The organism is Nonomuraea sp. NPDC001684 (genome assembly GCF_053596515.1).
Genome location: NZ_JBSFGJ010000162.1, coordinates 1 through 19214 on the forward strand (window position 1 = coordinate 1; position 19214 = coordinate 19214).

General features: G+C 70.5%; 16 protein-coding genes. 5 read left to right on the forward strand and 11 right to left on the reverse strand.

From position 1 onward, the window contains the following. The 3 genes from ACWCSD_RS26150 to ACWCSD_RS26160 all read right to left on the reverse strand — a co-directional run. Positions 1 to 3033, reverse strand: a 3033-nt coding sequence (locus tag ACWCSD_RS26150) for a nitrate- and nitrite sensing domain-containing protein (RefSeq protein ID WP_449918631.1), incomplete at its 3' end; no start/stop codon positions are given. A gap of 251 nt (positions 3034 to 3284) precedes the next feature. Continuing rightward, positions 3285 to 4682: an aminobutyraldehyde dehydrogenase gene (locus tag ACWCSD_RS26155; RefSeq protein ID WP_397162538.1), complete on the reverse strand. Its 1398-nt coding sequence runs from the start codon at positions 4680 to 4682 to the stop codon at positions 3285 to 3287. Between the two features lie 18 nt (positions 4683 to 4700). Next, the gene (locus tag ACWCSD_RS26160; RefSeq protein ID WP_449918633.1) at positions 4701 to 5972 is read right to left on the reverse strand and encodes a glycosyltransferase; all 1272 of its coding nucleotides are present in this window, start codon (positions 5970 to 5972) and stop codon (positions 4701 to 4703) included. A gap of 128 nt (positions 5973 to 6100) precedes the next feature. On the opposite strand from ACWCSD_RS26160, the gene ACWCSD_RS26165 reads away from it, so the two are divergent. Beyond that, positions 6101 to 6706, forward strand: coding sequence for a TetR/AcrR family transcriptional regulator (locus ACWCSD_RS26165; protein ID WP_352350268.1), 606 nt, complete (start codon positions 6101 to 6103; stop codon positions 6704 to 6706). Here the strand turns inward: ACWCSD_RS26165 and ACWCSD_RS26170 are convergent. The 4 genes from ACWCSD_RS26170 to ACWCSD_RS26185 are packed head-to-tail and all read right to left on the reverse strand — an operon-like array spanning position 6700 to position 10522. After that, positions 6700 to 7749, reverse strand: a complete 1050-nt coding sequence (locus ACWCSD_RS26170; protein WP_364324487.1) for an ABC transporter ATP-binding protein — start codon at positions 7747 to 7749, stop codon at positions 6700 to 6702. The genes ACWCSD_RS26165 and ACWCSD_RS26170 overlap by 7 nt on opposite strands. Then, positions 7736 to 8542: an ABC transporter permease gene (locus ACWCSD_RS26175; RefSeq protein WP_449918637.1), complete on the reverse strand. Its 807-nt coding sequence runs from the start codon at positions 8540 to 8542 to the stop codon at positions 7736 to 7738. Before ACWCSD_RS26175 ends, ACWCSD_RS26170 begins: the two co-directional genes overlap by 14 nt. Further along, entirely contained in the window at positions 8535 to 9389 is an 855-nt protein-coding gene (locus tag ACWCSD_RS26180; protein ID WP_449918639.1) for an ABC transporter permease, read from the reverse strand. The genes ACWCSD_RS26175 and ACWCSD_RS26180 overlap by 8 nt, the downstream gene beginning before the upstream one ends. Positions 9390 to 9400: 11 nt before the next feature. After that, positions 9401 to 10522, reverse strand: a complete 1122-nt coding sequence (locus ACWCSD_RS26185; protein ID WP_357971184.1) for a polyamine ABC transporter substrate-binding protein — start codon at positions 10520 to 10522, stop codon at positions 9401 to 9403. A gap of 545 nt (positions 10523 to 11067) precedes the next feature. Here ACWCSD_RS26185 and ACWCSD_RS26190 point away from each other — a divergent pair. Together ACWCSD_RS26190 and ACWCSD_RS26195 are read left to right on the forward strand one after the other, a co-directional pair. Next, positions 11068 to 12177, forward strand: a complete 1110-nt coding sequence (locus tag ACWCSD_RS26190; RefSeq protein WP_449918643.1) for a hypothetical protein — start codon at positions 11068 to 11070, stop codon at positions 12175 to 12177. Next, positions 12174 to 13133: an SIS domain-containing protein gene (locus ACWCSD_RS26195; protein ID WP_387667784.1), complete on the forward strand. Its 960-nt coding sequence runs from the start codon at positions 12174 to 12176 to the stop codon at positions 13131 to 13133. The genes ACWCSD_RS26190 and ACWCSD_RS26195 overlap by 4 nt, the downstream gene beginning before the upstream one ends. Here ACWCSD_RS26195 and ACWCSD_RS26200 read toward each other — a convergent pair. The 4 genes from ACWCSD_RS26200 to ACWCSD_RS26215 all read right to left on the reverse strand — a co-directional run bounded on the left by ACWCSD_RS26200 (position 13127) and on the right by ACWCSD_RS26215 (position 17182). Further along, positions 13127 to 13696, reverse strand: a complete 570-nt coding sequence (locus ACWCSD_RS26200) for a GTP-binding protein (protein WP_358283685.1) — start codon at positions 13694 to 13696, stop codon at positions 13127 to 13129. The two genes, ACWCSD_RS26195 and ACWCSD_RS26200, sit on opposite strands and share 7 nt — an antisense overlap. Next, positions 13677 to 13991, reverse strand: coding sequence for a DUF742 domain-containing protein (locus ACWCSD_RS26205; RefSeq protein WP_229824241.1), 315 nt, complete (start codon positions 13989 to 13991; stop codon positions 13677 to 13679). The genes ACWCSD_RS26200 and ACWCSD_RS26205 overlap by 20 nt, the downstream gene beginning before the upstream one ends. 66 nt (positions 13992 to 14057) lie before the next feature. Beyond that, positions 14058 to 14480, reverse strand: a complete 423-nt coding sequence (locus ACWCSD_RS26210; protein ID WP_352321436.1) for a roadblock/LC7 domain-containing protein — start codon at positions 14478 to 14480, stop codon at positions 14058 to 14060. After that, positions 14480 to 17182 (reverse strand): nitrate- and nitrite sensing domain-containing protein, encoded by a 2703-nt coding sequence (locus tag ACWCSD_RS26215; protein ID WP_449918645.1) that lies wholly within the window; start codon positions 17180 to 17182, stop codon positions 14480 to 14482. The genes ACWCSD_RS26210 and ACWCSD_RS26215 overlap by 1 nt, the downstream gene beginning before the upstream one ends. A gap of 341 nt (positions 17183 to 17523) precedes the next feature. On the opposite strand from ACWCSD_RS26215, the gene ACWCSD_RS26220 reads away from it, so the two are divergent. Next, complete coding sequence (locus tag ACWCSD_RS26220; RefSeq protein ID WP_449918648.1) at positions 17524 to 18579, forward strand: quaternary amine ABC transporter ATP-binding protein; 1056 nt, start codon at positions 17524 to 17526, stop codon at positions 18577 to 18579. Beyond that, complete coding sequence (locus ACWCSD_RS26225; protein WP_449918651.1) at positions 18576 to 19151, forward strand: hypothetical protein; 576 nt, start codon at positions 18576 to 18578, stop codon at positions 19149 to 19151. Before ACWCSD_RS26220 ends, ACWCSD_RS26225 begins: the two co-directional genes overlap by 4 nt. Positions 19152 to 19214 lie beyond the last annotated feature (63 nt).

The window sequence follows — 19214 nt, forward strand, 5'->3', positions numbered from 1 at the left end:
CTGGAAACCGGAGTCGGCGGGCGAGGACCACGACGCGCCGGCGCCCGACTGGCCGGGCCTGCGCTGCGGCAGCCCGGACCGGCCCACCGCCGGGGCGGCGGGCGGCGCGGCCGCCGGAGGGTCGGCGGGCACGGCCGGATGCACGGCGGTGATCTCGTGCTCGGGCTCCTGCTCCTGCTGGCGCAGCTGCTCGGGGTCGGGCCTGCGGAACCAGTCCGAGCCGACGGACGAGAAGATCGGCAGGAACTCCTCGCTCTGCTCCTCCAGGGGCGAGGTGCGCACCACGGGGAGCGGGCCGGTCAGGTCCTGGGAGGAGTAGTCGCCCTGGCCGAACGGGCCGTAGGCGCCCGGACGGCTCTGCTCGTACTGGTCGGCGGGCTTGGGCTCCTCCGCGCCGAACCCCGGCAGGTCGCCGAACGCCGCCCGGTAGGGCTCCTCGCCGAACGCCGAGGGGCGCGGCGGGTCGACCGACTCGAACAGGGACCGCCGCGGCGGCTCCTCGTTGAAGGCCGACTGGCCGAGCGAGGTGTCGCCGAAGGACGGCGAGCCGAAGGAGGACCAGCGGGGCTCCTCCGTCCCGCTCTGCGGCGGCTCGGTGGCGAAGGACGGCCAGCGGGGCTCGTCGTCCTGCAGCGGCGGCGGCTGCTCGGCGAAGGAGGGCCAGCGCTGCTCGCCCCACGGGGACTGGGCCTGCGGCTGCGGCTGCGGCTGCGGCTGGGCCGCGGGCGGCTCGTCGGCGAAGAACGGCTTGGGCTCGTCACCGAAGGACGGCTTCGGCTCATCGCTGAAGAACGGCTTGGGCTCGTCGGCGAAGAACGGCTTGGGCTCGTCGCCGAAGGACGGCTTGGGCTCCTCGGCGAACGACGGCCAGCGCGGCTCGTCCCGGCCCGGCTCCTCGCCGAAGGATCCCCAGCGGGTCTCCTCCTGGGCCGACTCGTCGGCGAAGGACGGCCAGTTGCCGGTGCCCGGCGCGGGCAGCGAGCCCGGCCACTGCGTGTCCAGCACCCGGTCGGCCGCGTCGGGCGCGGAGACGGGGGCGCCGTTCTGGCTCGCCTCGGCGGGCGCGGCGGCGACGCCGAACTGGCTCGGGTCGAACGTGGTGAACGCCTCGTACTGGCTGCCGGGCTGCTGCGGCATGCCGGCGCCGCCGCTGATGAGCATGTCGGGCATCATCACCAGCGCGCTCAGGCCGCCGGTCTCCCGCATGCTGAGCTGGACGCGGATGCCGTGGCGCAGGGCCAGGCGGCCGACCACGAACAGGCCCATGCGGCGGGAGACGCCGACGTCCACGACGGGCGGGTTGGCCAGGCGCCAGTTGGCCTCGGCGAGCTCCTCGGGGCTCATGCCGATGCCCAGGTCGTTGATGGAGATCATGACGCCGCCGTCGGCGGCCACGCTGGAGACCTCGACCTTGCTCTCGCGCGGCGAGAAGGAGATCGCGTTCTCGATCAGCTCGGCGAGCAGGTGGACGGCGTCGGTGACGGCCGGGCCGACGATCAGCGTGCCGGACGGGATCTTGATCTGGACCCGCTCGTAGTTCTCGACCTCCGACAGCGAGGCGCGGGCGATGTCGACCAGCGGCACCGGCTCGCTCCACTTGCGCGCGGCCTCCTGGCCGGCGAGGACCAGGAGGTTCTCGCTGTTGCGGCGCATGCGGGTGGCCAGGTGGTCGAGGCGGAAGAGGTTGGCGAGCCGCTGCTCGTCCTCCTCGCCCTGCTCCAGGCCCTCGATGAGCTGCAGCTGCCGTTCGACCAGCGTCTGGCTGCGGCGGGAGAGGTTGACGAACATGGCGTTGACGTTGGCGCGCAGCTTGGCCTCGTCGCCGGCCAGCCGGAGCGCCTCGCGGTGGACCTCGTCGAAGGCCCGCGCCACTTCACCGATCTCGTCGCGGGTGTTGACGCCGACCGAGGGCACTTCGGGCATCTGCGCGCCGTCGCCGGACTCGCGCAGGATGCGGACGGTCTCGGGCAGCCGGGTGGTGGCCACCTGGAGCGCCTCGGCGCGCAGCCGGCGCAGCGGGCGGACCAGCGAACCGGCCACCCGGGTGGTGATGATCAGGACCAGCAGCAGCAGGACGAGGATGGTCGCGCCGCTGATGATGGCGTTGCGCTGCTCGGTGTCGCTCAGCTCGCGGGCCCTGGTCACGATCTTGGTGGCCAGGGAGTCCTCGACCTTGCGCATGGTGTTGCCGGCCAGCGTGGTGCTGTCGTACCAGCGGCTCAGGTCGCGGGCGGAGGTGACGTCGAGGTCGCGGATCCGGTTGTACTCGCGGACCTGGGCCAGGGCGCGCTGCCGCATGGCGTCGGCGCGGTCGATGTCCGGCCCGCGCATGCTCTTCTGGTAGGCGCGCAGGTCCGCCGGGTCGGCCTCCCGCTCGAAGGCGGTCAGCTCGGCCTGCTGGCGGCTCCACGAGCCGAGGAACTCCGACAGGTCGTCGTAGTCCAGCTCACGCTCGATGAGCGCGATCATGAGAATGGCCTGCTGCCTGGAGACTTCTTCCTTGACCCGCTGCAGCGAGCCGAGGGCGGCCACGTCACCCTGGAGGTCGTCGTCGTTCACGCCGTCGCCCAGGTCGCCCTGGATCGCGGAGAAGACGCCGATCATGGTGGTGTACGTGGTGATCGCGGCTCGCGGGGGCGTGCCCTCGGCCACCATCGACGTGCGGAGGCTGTCGAGGCCGGTGAGCCACCGGCGCATGTTCTCCACACCGTCGCGGATACGGGCCGAGTGCGCGGCGTCGATGGCGTTGGCCGAGGCCAGCACCTTCTTCTTGGCCGCGTCGACGGCCGCGCGCTGGGTCTTGAGCTGGACGAACCGCCCTGCCTTCGACTGGTCGGTCACGTACCACGCGGTGAGCGTGCGCTCCTTGGCCAGCTCGTGGTTGAGCCCGCCGATGCGCTGCACCAGCTCGGCGACCTGGGTCAGCCGGCGGTACTCGGAGCTCGTCCCGATGGCGTTGGCGAGCTGCACGCCCGCGAGGAGCACGCCCACGATGGTGGGGATGAGGATCAGCGCGATCAACCTCGAGCGCACACGCCAGTTCCCCAGCCGGAACCTTCCGCCTGTGTACTCCCCTGACCTCGTGTGCCTGGGGTTTTCCGTCCTCACTGACTCTCGCTACCTCTCGCCGGTACGTGCTCGAAAGAAATCAGACACGCGTGTGGCGCATGGGATTCTGTCCGGCTGGGTAATTGGAACACAGTCCGTACCAGACGGCCAACCGCACATTTCCCACTAAATGCACCCAAAGCGACACTTTGGGCGTCATATCGCCGTACACGTTTTCAGGCGGGCCGGAACGAATCCCGCTCCACGGGCGCCGCGTGCTTGACCATGAGGTGACGCGTCACCGAATACTCCTGCACCGCCTCCTGGCTCATGTCCTTGCCGAACCCGCTGCCCTTCACGCCGCCGTGCGGCGCCTCGCTGGCGATCGGCAGATGATCGTTCACCCAGGTCACGCCCACGTCGAGCCGATGGGACACGCGCATCGCCCGCGCGACGTCGCGCGACCACACCGACGAGGCCAGCCCGTACGGGGTGTCGTTGGCCAGCCGGACGGCCTCGTCCTCGCCGTCGAACGGCAGCGCCACAAGGACCGGTCCGAAAAGTTCACCTTGGACGATCTCGCTGTCCTGTGCGACATCGGTCACAAGCGTCGGCGGGTAGAAGAACCCGGGCCCCTCGACGGGCGCGCCGCCGTGCACGACCCGTCCGCCCGAGCGCGCGACGAAGCCGTGCACGCGCTCGCGGTGGGCGGCCGAGATCAGCGGGCCGATGTCCGTCGCCGGGTCCCAGGGGTCGCCCACGGTGATCTCGGCGAGGGTCGCCCGGATGGCCTCGACGGCGTCGTCGTAGATCTCGCGGGCGAGGTAGACGCGGGTGGCCGCGGTGCAGTCCTGGCCGGTGTTGTACGTGGCGCCCATGGCCACGCCGCGGGCCATCTCGGCCAGGTCGGCGTCCTGGAAGACCAGGGCGGGCGCCTTGCCGCCGAGTTCGAGGTGCACCCGCTTGAGCGTGGCCGCCGCGCCGGTCATGACCGCCCGGCCGGTGCCGGTCGAGCCGGTGACGCTGACCATGTCCACGCCCGGGTCGGTGACCAGCGCCTGGCCGACCTCGGCGTCGCCGGTGACCGCCTGGACGAGCCCTTCGGGCGCGCCCGCCTTGGCGAACAGCTCGGCCAGGCGCAGCGTCGTGCGCGGCGTCTGCGGCGCCGGCTTGATGACCACGGCGTTCCCGGCGGCCACGGCCGGGCCGACCTTCCACACCGCCATGACGAACGGGAAGTTCCACGGCGCGATCGACCCCACCACCCCGACCGGACGGCGCAGCAGCACCGAGGTGTAGCCGGCGCTGAACACCCCGGCCCCCGACCCTTCGAGCGAACGGGCGGCGCCGGCGAAGAAGCGCAGGTTGTCGACGGCGAAGGGCAGCTCGCCGTCCCTGAAGACGGCCGCCGGCTTGCCGGTCTCCTCCACCTCCAGCCGGGTCAGCTCCTCGGCGTCGGCCTCCACCAGGTCGGCCAGGCGCAGCAGCAGCCGCTGGCGCTCGGCGGGGGTGGTCTGGGCCCACTCCTCGAACGCGCCCCGGGCGGTCCGGACGGCCGCCGCCACGTCGGCCACCGGGGTGTCCGGGATCTCGGCGCACGGGAGGCCGGTGGCGGGGTTGATCAGTTCACGCATGGAAGGTCCTCGAAATCCCTACTGGCCGAGCTGTTCGATCAGGTCGGCGGCCTTGCGCAGGCCGTCGCGGCGGCGGATCTCCTCGCCCGCCGCGGCGAGCCTCGCGCGCATCTCGGTGTCGCCGAGCAGGCGCTCCACCGCGCCGGTCAGCTCCTCGTCGGTGAAGGCGTAGGTGGAAAGCCGGACGCCGTAGCCCAGCTCGTCCACCCGCTGGGCGTTGTCGTACTGGTCCCAGAACAGCGGCAGCACGATCATCGGCTTGCCGAAGTGCGCCGCCTCGGTGGTGGTGTTGTTGCCGCCGTGCGTGATGACCAGGTCGCACAGGGGGATGATCTTCGTCTGCGGCAGGAACTCGGCGCCGTACATGTTGTCGGCGAGCTTGATCTCCTCGTGCAGCGGGCCCTTGGAGACGATGTACTGGTGCCGGGTGCCGGCCAGGATGTCGATCACGCGCTGCATCAGCTCCACGTCGGAGGAGCCGAGTGAGCCGAGCGAGAAGTAGATGAGCGAGCCGTCATTACGCTCGAAGGGCAGCGTGAAGTCCTCGTCGGTCTCGCGCACCGAGGAGTCGAGCCGGTGCCAGCTCGGGCCGAGCGGGCGGGCGTCGGTGTAGTCGAGGATCTCGGGGAAGACGTAGAGGTTCAGGTCGCCCTCGTGGATGAAGTCCAGGTCGGGCAGCGGGGCGGTGCCCTGCTCGACGCACCACTCGTTGAAGGCGGTCCAGATCTCGCGGTGGGTGCGGTCGTACTCGGCGCGGAAGGCGTCCCAGCCGGAGCGGTCGTCCGCGGGCAGGCCGGAGAAGACCGGCGCGACGTTCTCGCCGCGCACCTCCAGCGGGTTGCAGGAGACGATCCGGACGTACTTCTTGCCCGCCGTGAGCAGCGCCGGGAACGTGATCACGTTGTCCTCGACGATCACGTCCGGGTTCACCCGCTCGATGATGGCCTTGAGCTGCGGCTCGCAGTACTTGGCGCCGTCGATGAGGGAGTCCCAGATGGGCTTGATGACGGTGTCGAGCTGCTCCAGCGTGCTCTTGCGGTACTCCGGCGCGGTCTCGCGGATGAAGTCCTTCCAGAACTGGCCGGCGTCCTGCTCCTCGGCGTTCTCGGGCGGCGGGGCCAGGTCGACGAGGTCCTCCTCGAAGCCGAGCGCTTCGAGCTTGCCCTTCCAGGACGACTCCGCGGCGAAGACGACGCGGTGCCCGCGACGGCGGAGAATGTCGCCGACGCCGATGCAGTTGTTCGTGGGGCCGTACGCGCTCTCTGGCATGAACAGGATGGTGAGGGACATCGTGAACTCCGGGGGAACTCGTCAAATTGAAGAGGAATTCAAATACTCATCTAGCGTGAAGCGCAAGTTAAGTGCACTATGGTCACGGCCGATCTGAATGGTGACCAAACGCACGGGGGGTGGTGGTCGTGGCCCAGCGCAAAAGCCGTAGTGACCGGCGCATCGACTTGATCGAGGCCGCGCGCCGAGCCATCATCCGCCACGGCATCGACGGAGTACAGCTCTCGCACGTCGCCGAGGAGGCCGGTCTGACCTCCGGCGCCGTGCTCTACCACTACCCCGACCTGGGCGAACTGCTGGTCGAGGCGCAGCACGCGGGCATGGAGCGGTTCTACGAGCTGCGCATGCGCCGCCTGGCCGACTTCACCGACCCGGTCGAGAAGCTGGTCGTCACGATCCGGTCGGGGTTGCCGACCGGGCCGCTCGACCCCGACGTCCGCCTGCTCAACGAGCTGGGCGGCGCCGCGGGCCGCAACCGGGTCTACGGCGTGCTGCTCACCTCGCTGTACGACCGCCAGGTGTCGATGTACCAGGCGATCCTGGACACCGGGGCCGCGCTCGGGGTCTTCCGGCTGACGGCCGACTCCGTGACCGTCGCGCGCAACCTGGTGGCCCTGGAGGACGCCTACGGCTACCGCATCACCGCCAGGCACCCGCTGATCGGCCCCGACGAGGCGGCCGAGCTGATCCTGTCGTACGCGCGGGCGGCGACGGGCAACGACCTGGCTCATTGATCGACCGCCATGATGACGGCGTCCTGGGCCTCCCAGCGCACCTTCACCTTGGCGCCGGGCTGCACCGTGCTCGCCCCCTGCACCGCGGCGAGCACGGGCTTGGCCCGTCCCGGCACGTCCACGGAGATGTGCGAGACGCCGCCGTAGAAGCTCACGTCCAGGACGCTGCCCTTCAGGCCCCGCGCCGCGTTCTCGTCGGCCAGCTCGATCTTCTCGGGCCGCACCGCGAGCAGCGCCTTGGAGTCGGCGGCCAGGTCTTCGAGCGGCGTGCCGGCCAGCATGCCGAACTCCTCGCTCTTGATCCCGTCCAGGCCGGTGCAGACGCCCTCGAACAGGTTGTTCGCCCCGACGAAGTCGGCCACGAACGGCGAGCGCGGGCGCTCGTACAGGGCCACGGGGGCGTCCACCTGGCGCACGCTGCCGCTGTCGAAGACCGCGATGCGGTCGGCCAGCGACATGGCCTCCTCCTGGTCGTGCGTGACGACCACGAAGGTGATGCCGACCTCGCTCTGCAGCCGCTTGAGCTCCAGCTGCATGTCCGCGCGGACCTTCTTGTCCAGGGCCGACAGCGGCTCGTCGAGCAGCAGCAGCCGCGGCCGCTTGACGATGGAGCGGGCCAGCGCGACCCGCTGCCGCTGGCCGCCGGACAGCTGCGCGGGCTTGCGCGAGGCGTGCGCCGACAGGCCCACGGTCTCCAGCACCTCGCCGACCCGCTGCTTGATCTCCTGCCGGGGCAGCTTCTCCCGCTCCAGGCCGTAGGCCACGTTCTTGGCCACGGTCATGTGCGGGAACAGCGCGTACGACTGGAACATGAGGCTGATCGGCCGCCGGTTGGGCTGCTTGGACAGCAGGTCCTCGCCGTCGAGCGTGACCGTGCCGGCGTCCGGCGTCTCGAACCCGGCGATGATGCGCAGCAGGGTGGTCTTGCCGCAGCCGGAGGGCCCGAGCAGGGCGAAGAACTCGCCCTGCTCGATCTCCAGCGAGACGCCGTCGAGCGCGGTGACGTCACCGAACCTGCGGGTGACCCCGTCAATCCTGAGCACGTGATTTCCCGATCTTGGTCATCCGCTGCCCGGCGATCACCGCCGTGAAGCTCACGAGGAGCAGGATCGCGGCCAGCGCGTTGATCTTCGGGGTCACCCCGAAACGAACCATTGAGTAGATGACGATCGGCAGCGTCGGCTCGGCGTTGCCGATCGTGAAGAAGGCGATCACGAACTCGTCCAGCGACAGCGTGAACGCCAGCAGCGCCCCGGCGACGATCCCGGGCACCAGCTGCGGCAGCGTGACCTTCATGAACGTGACCACCGGCCCGGCCCCCAGGTCGCGCGAGGCCTCCTCCAGCGAGGTGTCGGCGTTGGTGAGCCGGGTGCGCACCACCGCCGCGACGAACGCCATCGAGAACACGGCGTGCGCGATGGTCACCGTGGGCAGGCCCAGCGCGAACTGGGCGTCCCACTGGGCCAGGAAGGTGTTGATCAGGGCGTACAGGACCAGCAGTCCGATCCCGAGCACCAGGTCGGGCAGCACGGCCGGCATGAGCGAGATCGCGTCGAGCAGCTTCGATCTGGTGTACCGGGCCAGGCCGACGGCCAGCAACGTGCCCAGCACGGTGGCGATCGCCGTCGAGCCGAGGGCCACGATCAGGGTGTTGACCAGGCCCTCTCGGATCTTCTCGTCGGCGGCCAGCTCGCCGTACCACTTGAGGCTGAAGCCCTCGTAGGTGTAGGCCGACTTGCCGGAGTTGAACGACATGACGACCAGGACGATGATCGGCACGTACAGGAAGGCGTAGGTCACCCAGAACGGCACGTACAGCAGCTTGGGTCTACGCACGGCGGGCCGCCCACGCCTGCACGAGCAGCAGCAGGATCAGCACCGCGATCAGCGCCAGCACCAGCGCCGAGCCGAACGGCCAGTCGCGCGCGACCAGGAACTGGTTGCGGATCAGGTTCCCCACCATGATGGACTTGTTGCCGCCGAGCATCTCGGGGATGACGAAGTTGCCGAAGCTCGGCACGAACACGAACATCGCCCCGGTCAGCGCGCCGGGCAGGGTGAGCGGCAGCGTCACCTTCCGGAACGTGGTGAACGCCGAGGCCCCGAGGTTCGCCGACGCCTCGCGCAACTGCGGGTCGAGCTTCTCGATCGAGGAGTACAACGGCAGCACCATGAGCGGCAGGTACGAGTAGAGCAGCCCGGTGACGATCGCGCCCTGGGTGTACAGCAGCTCCATCTCCTTGCCCAGCAGGGAGCTGAGCAGCCCCTGACTGCTGAGCATGATGATCCACGCGTAGACGCGGATGATGAAGTTCGTCCAGAAGGGCAGCACGACCGCCACCAGGGCGATCGTCTTCCACTTCGACGGGAGCTGGGCGATCAGGTACGCCGTCGGGTAGCCGAGCAGCAACGCGATCAGCGTGGCGATCGTCGCCATCTTCAGCGAGTCGCCGACGACGTTCAGGTAGAGGGAGTCGAACAGGCGCTGGAAGTTCTCCAGCGTGAACTCGTAGACGATGCCCCCGAAGCGCCCCCGCTGGAAGACGGTGTAGCTGAGCACCAGCGCCAGCGGCACGAGGAGCAGCACGACCAGGTACGTCAGACCTGGCGAAAGGAAAACGAACGCGCCCAGCCGGCGACCCCGCTTACGGGACACCGGCCGGGCCTTGACCTCGGATCTCACTGCACCAACGACTATCCGGCCGTGACTTCCTGCGACAGGCGGCTGAACTTGGTCGACGCCTGTCCCAGGTCGATGATCGACTCACCGTTGAGCAGTTCCGCCGGCTTGATGTCCAGCAGCGAGCCCTTGGGGATGGTCACCTTGTCCATGGCGGCCTTGTTGGGGACCTTGTAGTTGATGTTCTCGGCCGCCCAGCGGTGGATCTCCGGGTCGAGGATCATGTTGATGAAGGCGTGGGCCGCCTCCTTGTTCTTGGAGGACTTCATGATCACCATGGTGTCCACCCAGAGGTCGCTGCCCTCCTTCGGCACCACGAACTTGATGTTCTGCTTCTCGTCCGTGGTCGGGCACCAGCCGTCCCACGCCTCGACCATGATGGCCTCGCCGGACTTCAGCCGGTCGCCGAAGGTGGTGTCGTCGTAGCGCAGCAGGTGCGGCTTCTGCGAGACCAGGAGCTCCTTGGCCTTGGCGATCTCCTCGTCCTTCTCGGTGTTGACCGAGTAGCCGAGCGCCTTGAGCGCGGGCAGGACCAGCCAGCGCTCGGTGGTCATCATGGTGACCTTCTTCTCGGCCCAGGAGGCGGGCTTGAGGATGTCGTTCCAGCTCGTCGGCGGCGTCTTCACCAGGTCGCTGCGGTAGCAGATGCCGGTGGTGCCCCAGGTGTAGGGCACCGAGTACTTGTTGCCCTTGTCGTAGGAGAGCTGCGTGGCCTCGGGGTAGAGATTGGCCAGGTTGGGAATCAGCTCCGCGTGGATGGGCTCCAGGAGGCCCTGGGCGTTGAGCGCCTGGGCGTACTGGCCGGACACGAACGCCACGTCGATGCCGCTGTCGCCGGAGGCGGTCAGCTTGGCCATCGCCAGCTCGTTCGTGTCGTGGTTGGTGATCCCCATCTCCTTGACCTTGAGCTGCTGCTTGACCTTCTCGGGCAGCTCCTCCGGGGTGTAGCCCGGCCAGACGGTCACCTGGAGCGACTGCTTGGTCAGGTCGGCGTTGGGCTGGAGCTGTTCGGCCTTGGCCGCGGTCGTGCCGTCTGAGCTGCTCGACGACCCACCGCCGCACGCCGCGACGGCTAGCGCGAGGCCGGCCACCGCCACGGCGGCCGGAAGACGACGGGTGAACCGGTTACGGGACACGGCCGCTACTCCTTCTGGTGCTGAGGATTGAGGGGTCGCGCGACCTTACTGGACACGGCAGACCAGAGCAGGAGTGTTGCAGCAGAAATCAACATGAGCAAGACTTTTCCCGACATTGCTACCAGGAAGTTTGATCAGAGTGTTGAATCGAGATTCAATAACGGAGTCGCCTCATCCCGGTCCGTGAGGGACCTCTCACCTCGCGTACGGACCGCCTTTGGGCCGCGCTCTTCGCGCCATCTCTCCCAGCCGTAATCTATCGGCTCGGGAGCGTGCGATCCCTGGCGGGTGCTCAGCGAACGGGTGAACGATCCGGATCCGCTCAGAGCGGGTTATCGGTCGCGGTGACACCGCGCGGACCCCACTGGCGCATGGAGGCAGGGGCGGCCCGGAGCGAGCACCGGGGGCGGGACCGTACCCTCCTGACCGGCGCAGGCGCTTTTCCCCTAATACGCGGACGGGCTCCGAAGAGGGCGAAGTTGCAGCGGATATCAACATGAGCGAGACTTCCTTCCACACGTCGATCGGGAACGATGGTCAATCTGTTGAACTGGGATTCAATTGCGCCTCGGCTCGCCGCCCTCGCGGCGGAGCCCGTCTCCGACCGGGATCACGGCCTGTCCACGAGCCTGCTGCGGGCGCTGGCGCACGACCCGCCGCCCCCGTTCGCCGTCCGCCGGTTCCATGACCTTCCCGTCCTCGCGGCGACGGCCGCCGAGCGCGGCTTCGGGCCGCACGTCGACCAGACCAACCACTCGGTCGTGGTGGACGAGCGGATGGTCGTGAAGTGGCTGGCCCCGCCGGTCCCGCTGCCCCACCCGACGCCCGAGATCTTCGCCCACCTCGTCGAGGTCGGCTTCACCGGCACCGCGCCCCCGTACCTGGCGCTGACCCGCGCGTCGGACGCCGGCGAGGAGCTGCTCGCGCTGGTGACGGGCTACCTGCCCGAGGCGCGCGACGGCTGGGAGTGGTGCGTGGACGAGGCCGAGTCCGGCGGCACGCGGTTCGCCGGCGAGCTCGGCCGGCTGGCCGCCGACCTGCACGTCGCGCTGTCCACCCTGCCCGGCGGCTCGTCCGCGCGGCAGGCGGACCCGGCGGCGCGGGCCGCGGACGCGCTGGCCGAGGCGCTCGCCCTCACCGGCGGCGCCGACGGCGCGTGGCTGGCCACGCGGGCCGGCGCCCTGGCCGGCGAGCTGGAGCCGCTGCGCGCGGGCTTCGCGGGCCCGGTGATCAGGATCCACGGCGACCTGCACGTCGGCCAGATCCTGCGGTGGCGCGACGGCTACGCCGTGATCGACTTCGACGGCAACCCGACCGTGGCCGACACCGGCGTGCGCCAGCCGGCCGCCAGGGACGTCGCCCAGCTCACCACCAGCCTGGAGCACGTGGCCCAGGTCGCCGTCAAGCGCCGGGGCACCCCGCCCGCCCACGCCGCGGCCTGGGCGGCGCGGGCCCGGGCCGGCCTGCTGGACGCCTACCGCGACCGCCTGTCCGGCCTCGGCCGCTCCGACCTGCTGGAGGAGACCCTGATCCGCCCGTTCGAGGTCGAGCAGGAGTGCCGCGAGCTGATCTACGCCGCCCGCCACCTGCCCCGCTGGCGCTACGCCCCCATGGGCGTGCTGCGCACCTGGTACCCCGAGGAGAACCTGCCGTGAATCCCGAGCTCTACCTGGCCGACCTGGAGGCCAAGCCCGCCGCCCTGGCCGCCCTCGCCGACGGGCTGCGCGCGGCCGATCCCTTCGCCGGGCTGCCCGAGGGCGTGCGCCGGGTGCTGTTCCTCGGCATGGGCAGCTCCCGGTACGCCGCCGGGGTGGCGGCCCTGCGCCTGCGCGCGGCCGGCGTGGACGCCTACGCCGACTACGCCTCGGCCGCGGCGACCTACCCGGCCGGGCCGGACACGCTGGTCGTGCCGATCTCGGCCACCGGCGGCAGCCGCGAGACCCTCGACGCCCTCGCCCGCTACGCCGGGGGCCCGTCGTACGTGGCCGCGATCACCAACGTGCCCGGCTCGCCCGTCACCGAGGCGGCCGACCTGGTCGTCCCCATGGGCGCGGGCGAGGAGCGCGGCGGCGTGGCCTGCCGGACGTTCCAGCACACGCTGGCCCTGCTGCTGGCGCTCGAAGCCCGGCTCACCGGGACGGGCGGCGACCTGCCCGCGCTGCTCACCCGCGCCGCCGAGGCCACCCGCGACCTCCTGGACCGCCGGGACGAATGGCTCCCGCTGACCATGGAGCTCCTGGACGGGCCCCACGGCGTCTACACGATCGCCCCCGCCGAGCGGCTGTCGTCGGCCGAGCAGTCGGCGCTGATGTTCCGCGAGGGCCCGCGCCGCGCGGCCGACGCCTGCGAGGCGGGCGACTGGTCGCACGTCGACGTCTACCTCACCAAGACCCTCGACTACCGGGCGCTGCTCTTCCCCGGCTCCCGCTACGACGAGCAGGCCATGGACTGGGTGCGCGAGCGCGGCTCCACGGTGATCTCCGTGGGCGGCGAGGTGAAGGACGCCGCGGCGGCGATCCGCTACGCGCACGACGACGACCCCGGCGTGGCGCTGCTCACCGAGACGCTGGTGGCCGAGCTGGTGGCCGCGTACTGGTGGAACGCTCAGTAGGGACGGGCGCCGATCACGTGCTCGACCAGGGTGATCAGGGTGTTCTTGACCGACTGGCGGGCCCGCGCGTCCGTGCGCACGATGGGCACCTGCGGTGAGAGCGTGAGCGCCTCGCGCACCTCGCTCTCCACGTGCGGGAAGCGACCGTCCCAGCCGTTCAGGCCGACGACGAACGGCAGCCCGGCCTCCTCGAAGTAGTCGACGGCGGGGAAGCTGTCGGCCAGGCGGCGGGTGTCCACCAGCACGACCGCGCCGATCGCGCCGCGCACCAGGTCGTCCCACATGAACCAGAACCGGTGCTGTCCGGGCGTGCCGAACAGGTAAAGGATCAGGTCGCGTTCGAGGGAGACGCGGCCGAAGTCCATCGCGACCGTGGTGGTGGACTTGCCCGGGGTGTGCGCGAGGTCGTCGATGCCGGCCGAGGCGTCCGTCAGCACGGCCTCGGTGGTCAGCGGCACGATCTCCGACACCGCGCCGACGAAGGTGGTCTTCCCCACGCCGAACCCGCCCGCCACGACGATCTTCGTCGAGGTGAGCGCTGGGCTAGAGCCGGCGAAGTCCACTCAGGACCCTCTCCAGCAGCCTGCGGTCCGGCAGCCCGGCCTCCAGCTGCGGCTGGTAGACCTTGACCAGCCCGTCCGCCTCCATGTCGGCGACCAGCACCCGCGCCACGCCGAGCGGCACGGCCAGCAGCGCGGAGATCTCGGCCACCGAGCGCACCTGGCGGCACAGCTCGCTGATCGCGCGGTACTCGCGGGTGTAGGTCATGCCGAGCCGGGCCGAGGTCGCCGACGAGACCAGCGCCTCCATGGCCAGGCCGGTGCGCGGCGCCGTCCTGCCGCCGGTGACGGCGTACATGCGCACCAGCGAGCTGCGCTGGGGCTCCGGCTCCCCGTCATGCCACGATGCCAACGTCCACTCCCATCACCAGGGGCGCGCGGATGACAACTCCGCCCGTACGGCAGGGGTCAGCACCTGCCCCGTGCGTTCGACCAGAATCGTCATCTGGTACGCCACCAGGCCCATGTCACAGTCGGGCGCGGCCAGCACCGCCAGGCACGACCCGTCGCTGATCGACATCACCAGCAGCAGCCCGCGTTCCATCTCCACCAGGGTCTGCGTGACGCCGCCGCCCTCGAACACCCGCGCCGACCCCTGCGTCAGGCTGACCAGCCCGGCCGCGATGGCGGCGAGCTGATCGGCGCGGTCCTTGGGGAAGCCGCGGGAGAAGGCCATCGGCAGGCCGTCGGCGGAGACGACCACGGCGTGGGCCACGCCGGGCACCTCCTCGACGAACGCGCTCACCAGCCAGTTGATGTCCCTGGCCCCCTGGCTCAGTTCCTTCATCAGTCCTCCTCTAGCTCGGCTCGGCCCTTGCGCACGCCCTGCTGGTAGCTGGCCAGCCGGCTGCGCAGCCGGTCGGGGGACGGCGGAGGAGCCGGCACGGGCGGCGGCTGGGGAACCGCGGTACCCGGTACCAGATTCGCTCGCGGCGTGCGCTTGGGCAGGCCGGAGTTCGTGGTGCCGCCTTGGGCGGGCTCGGCGGTCGTGTTCGCCGCCTGCCAGCCCTGGTCGGCGGGCGACGACCAGGCCGGGTCCCGCCGGTCGGCGGTCGGCGCGGCCTTGCTGAACCAGCTGCTCTCCTCGACCGAGGCGAAGATCGGCAGGAACTCGTTCCCGGGCGCCGGCCCGGCCGGCTCGGGCCCTGTGGCGAACGACGGGTACGACGCCCCGGACGCCGGCGGCTCCGGCTGCTCGACCGACTGCGAGGAGGACGAGGTGAACCACGACGACTCGGACGCCGACGGCATGGGGTCGAACGACGGGTGCCCGTAGGCGGGCATCGGGGCCGTGGGCGGCGCGTACGACTCGGCACTCTGGAACGGGTCGGCACTCTGGAACGGGTCGGCGCTGCGGAACGGGTCGGCGCTGCGGAACGGGTCGGCGCTGCGGAACGGCTCGGCGCTCTGGAACGGCTCGGCAGTCTGGAAGGGCTCGGCGCGTCCCTGGTCCGGGCGGCCCACGGCGGACATGGCCGGGGTGTGCGCGGCCGCGGCCATCGAGCCGTGCAGGTGCCCGGCCACCGTGCCGGGGACGGCGGCGAGCAGCATCTCCGGGATCAGCACCATCGCGGTCAGCCCGCCGATGTCCTGGCGGCGGAGCTGCACCTTGATGCTGTGCCGCAGCGCCAGCCGCCCGACCACGAACAGGCCCATCCGCCGCGACACGGACACGTCCACGACCGGCGGGTGGGCCAGCCGCCAGTTGGCCTCGGCCAGTTCCTCGGGGGTCATGCCGATGCCGTTGTCGGTCACCGAGACCATCAGCCCGCCGCCGTCGATGCGGCTGCTGGAGATGATCACCTTGGTGTCCTTGGAGGAGAACGAGACCGAGTTCTCGACCAGCTCGGCCAGCAGGTGCACCACGTCGGTGACGGCCTGCCCGGCGATGGCGACGTCCGACTGCGCCTGGACGCTGACCCGGTCGTAGCTCTCGACCTCGCCGAGCGCCGCGCGCACGATGTCCATGAGCTCGACCGGCTCGCTCCACTTGCGCGCGGCCTCCTGACCGGCCAGGACCAGCAGGTTCTCGCTGTTGCGGCGCATGCGGGTGGCCAGGTGGTCGAGCTTGAACAGGTCGCCGAGGCGCTCGTCGTCGCGCTCGCCGCGCTCCAGGCGCTCGATCAGGGTGAGCTGCCGTTCGACCAGGGTCTGGCTGCGCCGCGACAGGTTGACGAACATCGCGTTGACGTTGGAGCGCAGCCGCGCCTCGTCGCCCGCCAGCCGGACGGCCTCGCGGTGCACCTCGTCGAAGGCGCGGGCGACCTCGCCGACCTCGTCCCTGGAGAAGATGCCGATGGGCGGCACCTCGGCGTCGACCGCGCCGTCGCGCGACTCGCGCAGGTGCTGGACGAAGTCCGGCAGGCGGCGCCCGGCAATCTCCAGCGCCTCGCCGCGCAGCCTGCGCAGCGGCCGGACCAGCGACCTGGCCACGCCGGTGGTGATCAGCAGGACGGCGACCAGCAGCGCGAGCACCGCGCCCGCGATGACCAGCGCCCGCCGCTGCTCCTCGGCGCTGAGCGTGGCGCTGCGCGCCACGATCCCGGCGGCCTGGCGCTGCTCGACCTTGCGCATGGAGTCCACGACGACGTTGGAGGCGTCGAACCACTCCTTGGCGTCGTCGCGCTTGGCCAGGTCCAGCCCGCGCAGCGGCAGCGAGGCCGAGGCCCTGATGAGCACCAGCTCGCGCAGGAACAACATGCGGTCGGCGCTGCGGCCGTTGACGGTCTCGTCGAAGAAGCGGCGCTCGTCGGCGGTGGCCTCGGCGGCGAAGCCCCTGCGGTCGGCGGTCTCGGCGGACAGCTCGCCGAGGAAGCGCTTGAGCTGGTCCTGGCCGAAGGCGCCCTCGACGAGGACGGTGGTGAGCAGCGCCTGCTGGTAGGAGACGCTCTCCTTGGCCCTGGCCAGGCCGTCCAGCATGCGGGTCTGGCGGAACAGCTCGTCGTCGGAGCTGCCCTTGATCAGTTCGGTGTGGATGGAGAGGAGGTCGCCGATCACCGTCGTGTAGAGGTCGACGGCGGGGCCGGGCAGCAGGTCGGCGTCCATCGCCTGCTCGCGCAGCGAGGTCAGGTCGTCCAGGCGGGTGAGCATGTTCTCGATCTGGTCGGCGGTGCGGCCCTCGACGTCGGCCAGGATCTGCTGGGCGGTGCCGCGTACCTCCCTGATGGCGACGTCCACCTGGTCCATCTGGGACCGGACGCCGCCGAGCCCGTTCACGGGCCGGTTCCTGGCGATGTACCAGGCGGTCTTGGCCCGCTCACCGGCGAGCTGGTGGGTCAGGTCGCCCACCTGCTCCGACAGCACGGCTAATCGGTTCGTCCGGTCGTAGTCGGCGGCGGCGCCCGTCGAGGACAGCACCTGGACGCCGCCCAGCAGCACGGCGGCGGCGGTCGGCACCAGGATGAGGGCGACCAGGCGCGCACGTACGCGCCAATTGCGCAGGCGCCAGTTGCCTTCGACGGCCTGCCGCTCGCCCAGCTGTGTTGTCACCGAACGCACCTCGCCCGAATCGGCGTATTTGTCAGGGCTGTGGCCCTTGGGAGAAATCAGCAAGTGCGGGTAATTGGAACACATCCTAAGCGGAGGTGGCCACCCGCACATATCGGTGCGAAATTCAACTTCTGTGCCCAGTGGGACGAAAGCTGGAGCCCCATCTCGCCGTCCACTCAACCAGAAATAGCCCCCTATACATTCATATGTCCATCTATGGGCGTTTAGTTCGTTCCAAGCGCATAACACGGGAGGAGCAGCCAGGTCTCTCACAGGTCACAGCGTTGAGATTTGCGTTATTCACCGCATATGTTGAGCCCTCGGCAATCGAGGAGGCGAGGGTGCGGGATTCTCCCGACAGCGCGGCCATCAGCGTCGAAGGGCTTTGGAAGATCTTCGGATCCAGGGCGCAAAAGGTGCTGGACAGCGAGGACAGACACCTCGACCCCGCCGCTCTGCGAGAGAAGACCGGTTGCACCGCCGCCGTCCGCGACGTGAGCTTCGAGGTGCGCCCCGGCGAGGTCTTCGTCGTCATGGGCCTGTCGGGCAGCGGCAAGTCCACCCTCGTACGCTGCCTGACCAGGCTCGTCGAGCCCACCGCCGGCCGCATCAGCATCGGCGGCGAGGACGTCGGCCGCGCCTCCCCCGCCCGGCTGCGCGAGCTGCGCCGCCACCGGGTCAGCATGGTCTTCCAGCACTTCGGCCTGCTGCCGCACCGCAAGGTCATCGACAACGTCGCCTACGGCCTGGAGATCCAGGGCACCCCCAGGGCCGCCAGGCACGCGCGGGCCGCCGAGATCCTCACCCTCGTCGGCCTCGACGGGTACGCCGGCGCCTACCCCGACCAGCTCTCCGGCGGCATGCAGCAACGCGTCGGCCTGGCCCGCGCGCTGGCCGTCGATCCCCAGGTCATGCTGTTCGACGAGCCGTTCAGCGCGCTCGACCCGCTGATCCGGCGGGACATGCAGACCGAGGTGATCCGGCTCCACCGCGAGGTCGGCAAGACGATGGTGTTCATCACCCACGACCTGTCCGAGGCGCTCAAGCTGGGCGAGCGCATCGCCATCATGCGGGCCGGCTCGATCGTGCAGCTCGGCACGGCCGAGGAGCTGGTGGGCGCGCCGGCCGACGACTACGTGGCCGACTTCGTCCGCGACGTGCCGCGCAGCCACGTGCTGACGCTGCGCTGGATCTGCCGCGCCCCCGAGCCCGGCGAGCCGCTGGACGGCCCCCAGCTCCCCGCCACCACCCTGGTCAAGGACGCCATCGCCGCGGCCTCGGCCTCCTCCCGCCCGATCCGGGTGATGGACGGCGACGAGCTGACCGGCGTCGTGGACCGCGTGGACCTGCTGTCCTTCCTCGCCGGCGCGGACGCCGCGGTGAGGGCAGGCGCGTGAGCACCACCGCGGTCAGCGCCCCCACCAGGCTCAAGATCCCCAGATGGGCCGCTCCCGCCGGGGTCGCGATCCTGTTCGCCGTGGCGTACCTGGTCTTCCGCGGCACCGGCACGCTGCCGCACGACAAGGAGGCGCCGCAGTTCCTGGCGGTCACCGAGCTGCGCGAATGGATCGACGACCACCGCAACGAGAGCCCGCTCTTCCTGTACTTCCTCAACTACATCCGGCTGCTCGTCGACGGCGTCTACACCTTCTTCCAGACCGTGCTCACCGCCCTGAACTGGCCGGGTCTCATCGGCGTCCTGGCCGCGCTGGCCTGGCTGGCCGGCGGCTGGCGCATCGCGCTGCTCGCGGCGGCGGGCGTGGGCGCGTTCGGGGTGCTCGGCCTGTGGCAGTCGAGCGTGGACACGCTGGCGCTGGTGGCGGCCTCGGTGCTGCTGTCGCTGGCGGTCGGCGTGCCGCTCGGCGTCTGGGCCGGGCTGTCGGCGCGGGTGCGCCGGGTGCTGACGCCGGTGCTGGACGTCATGCAGATCATGCCGACTCCATTACTCATCGCCCCCGCTGAAGAATGAGGAGTTCGAGAGCGACCCGGCGGCGGCTCGCCCCGAAGAGCTTCACCCCTCCCGTGACGAGGC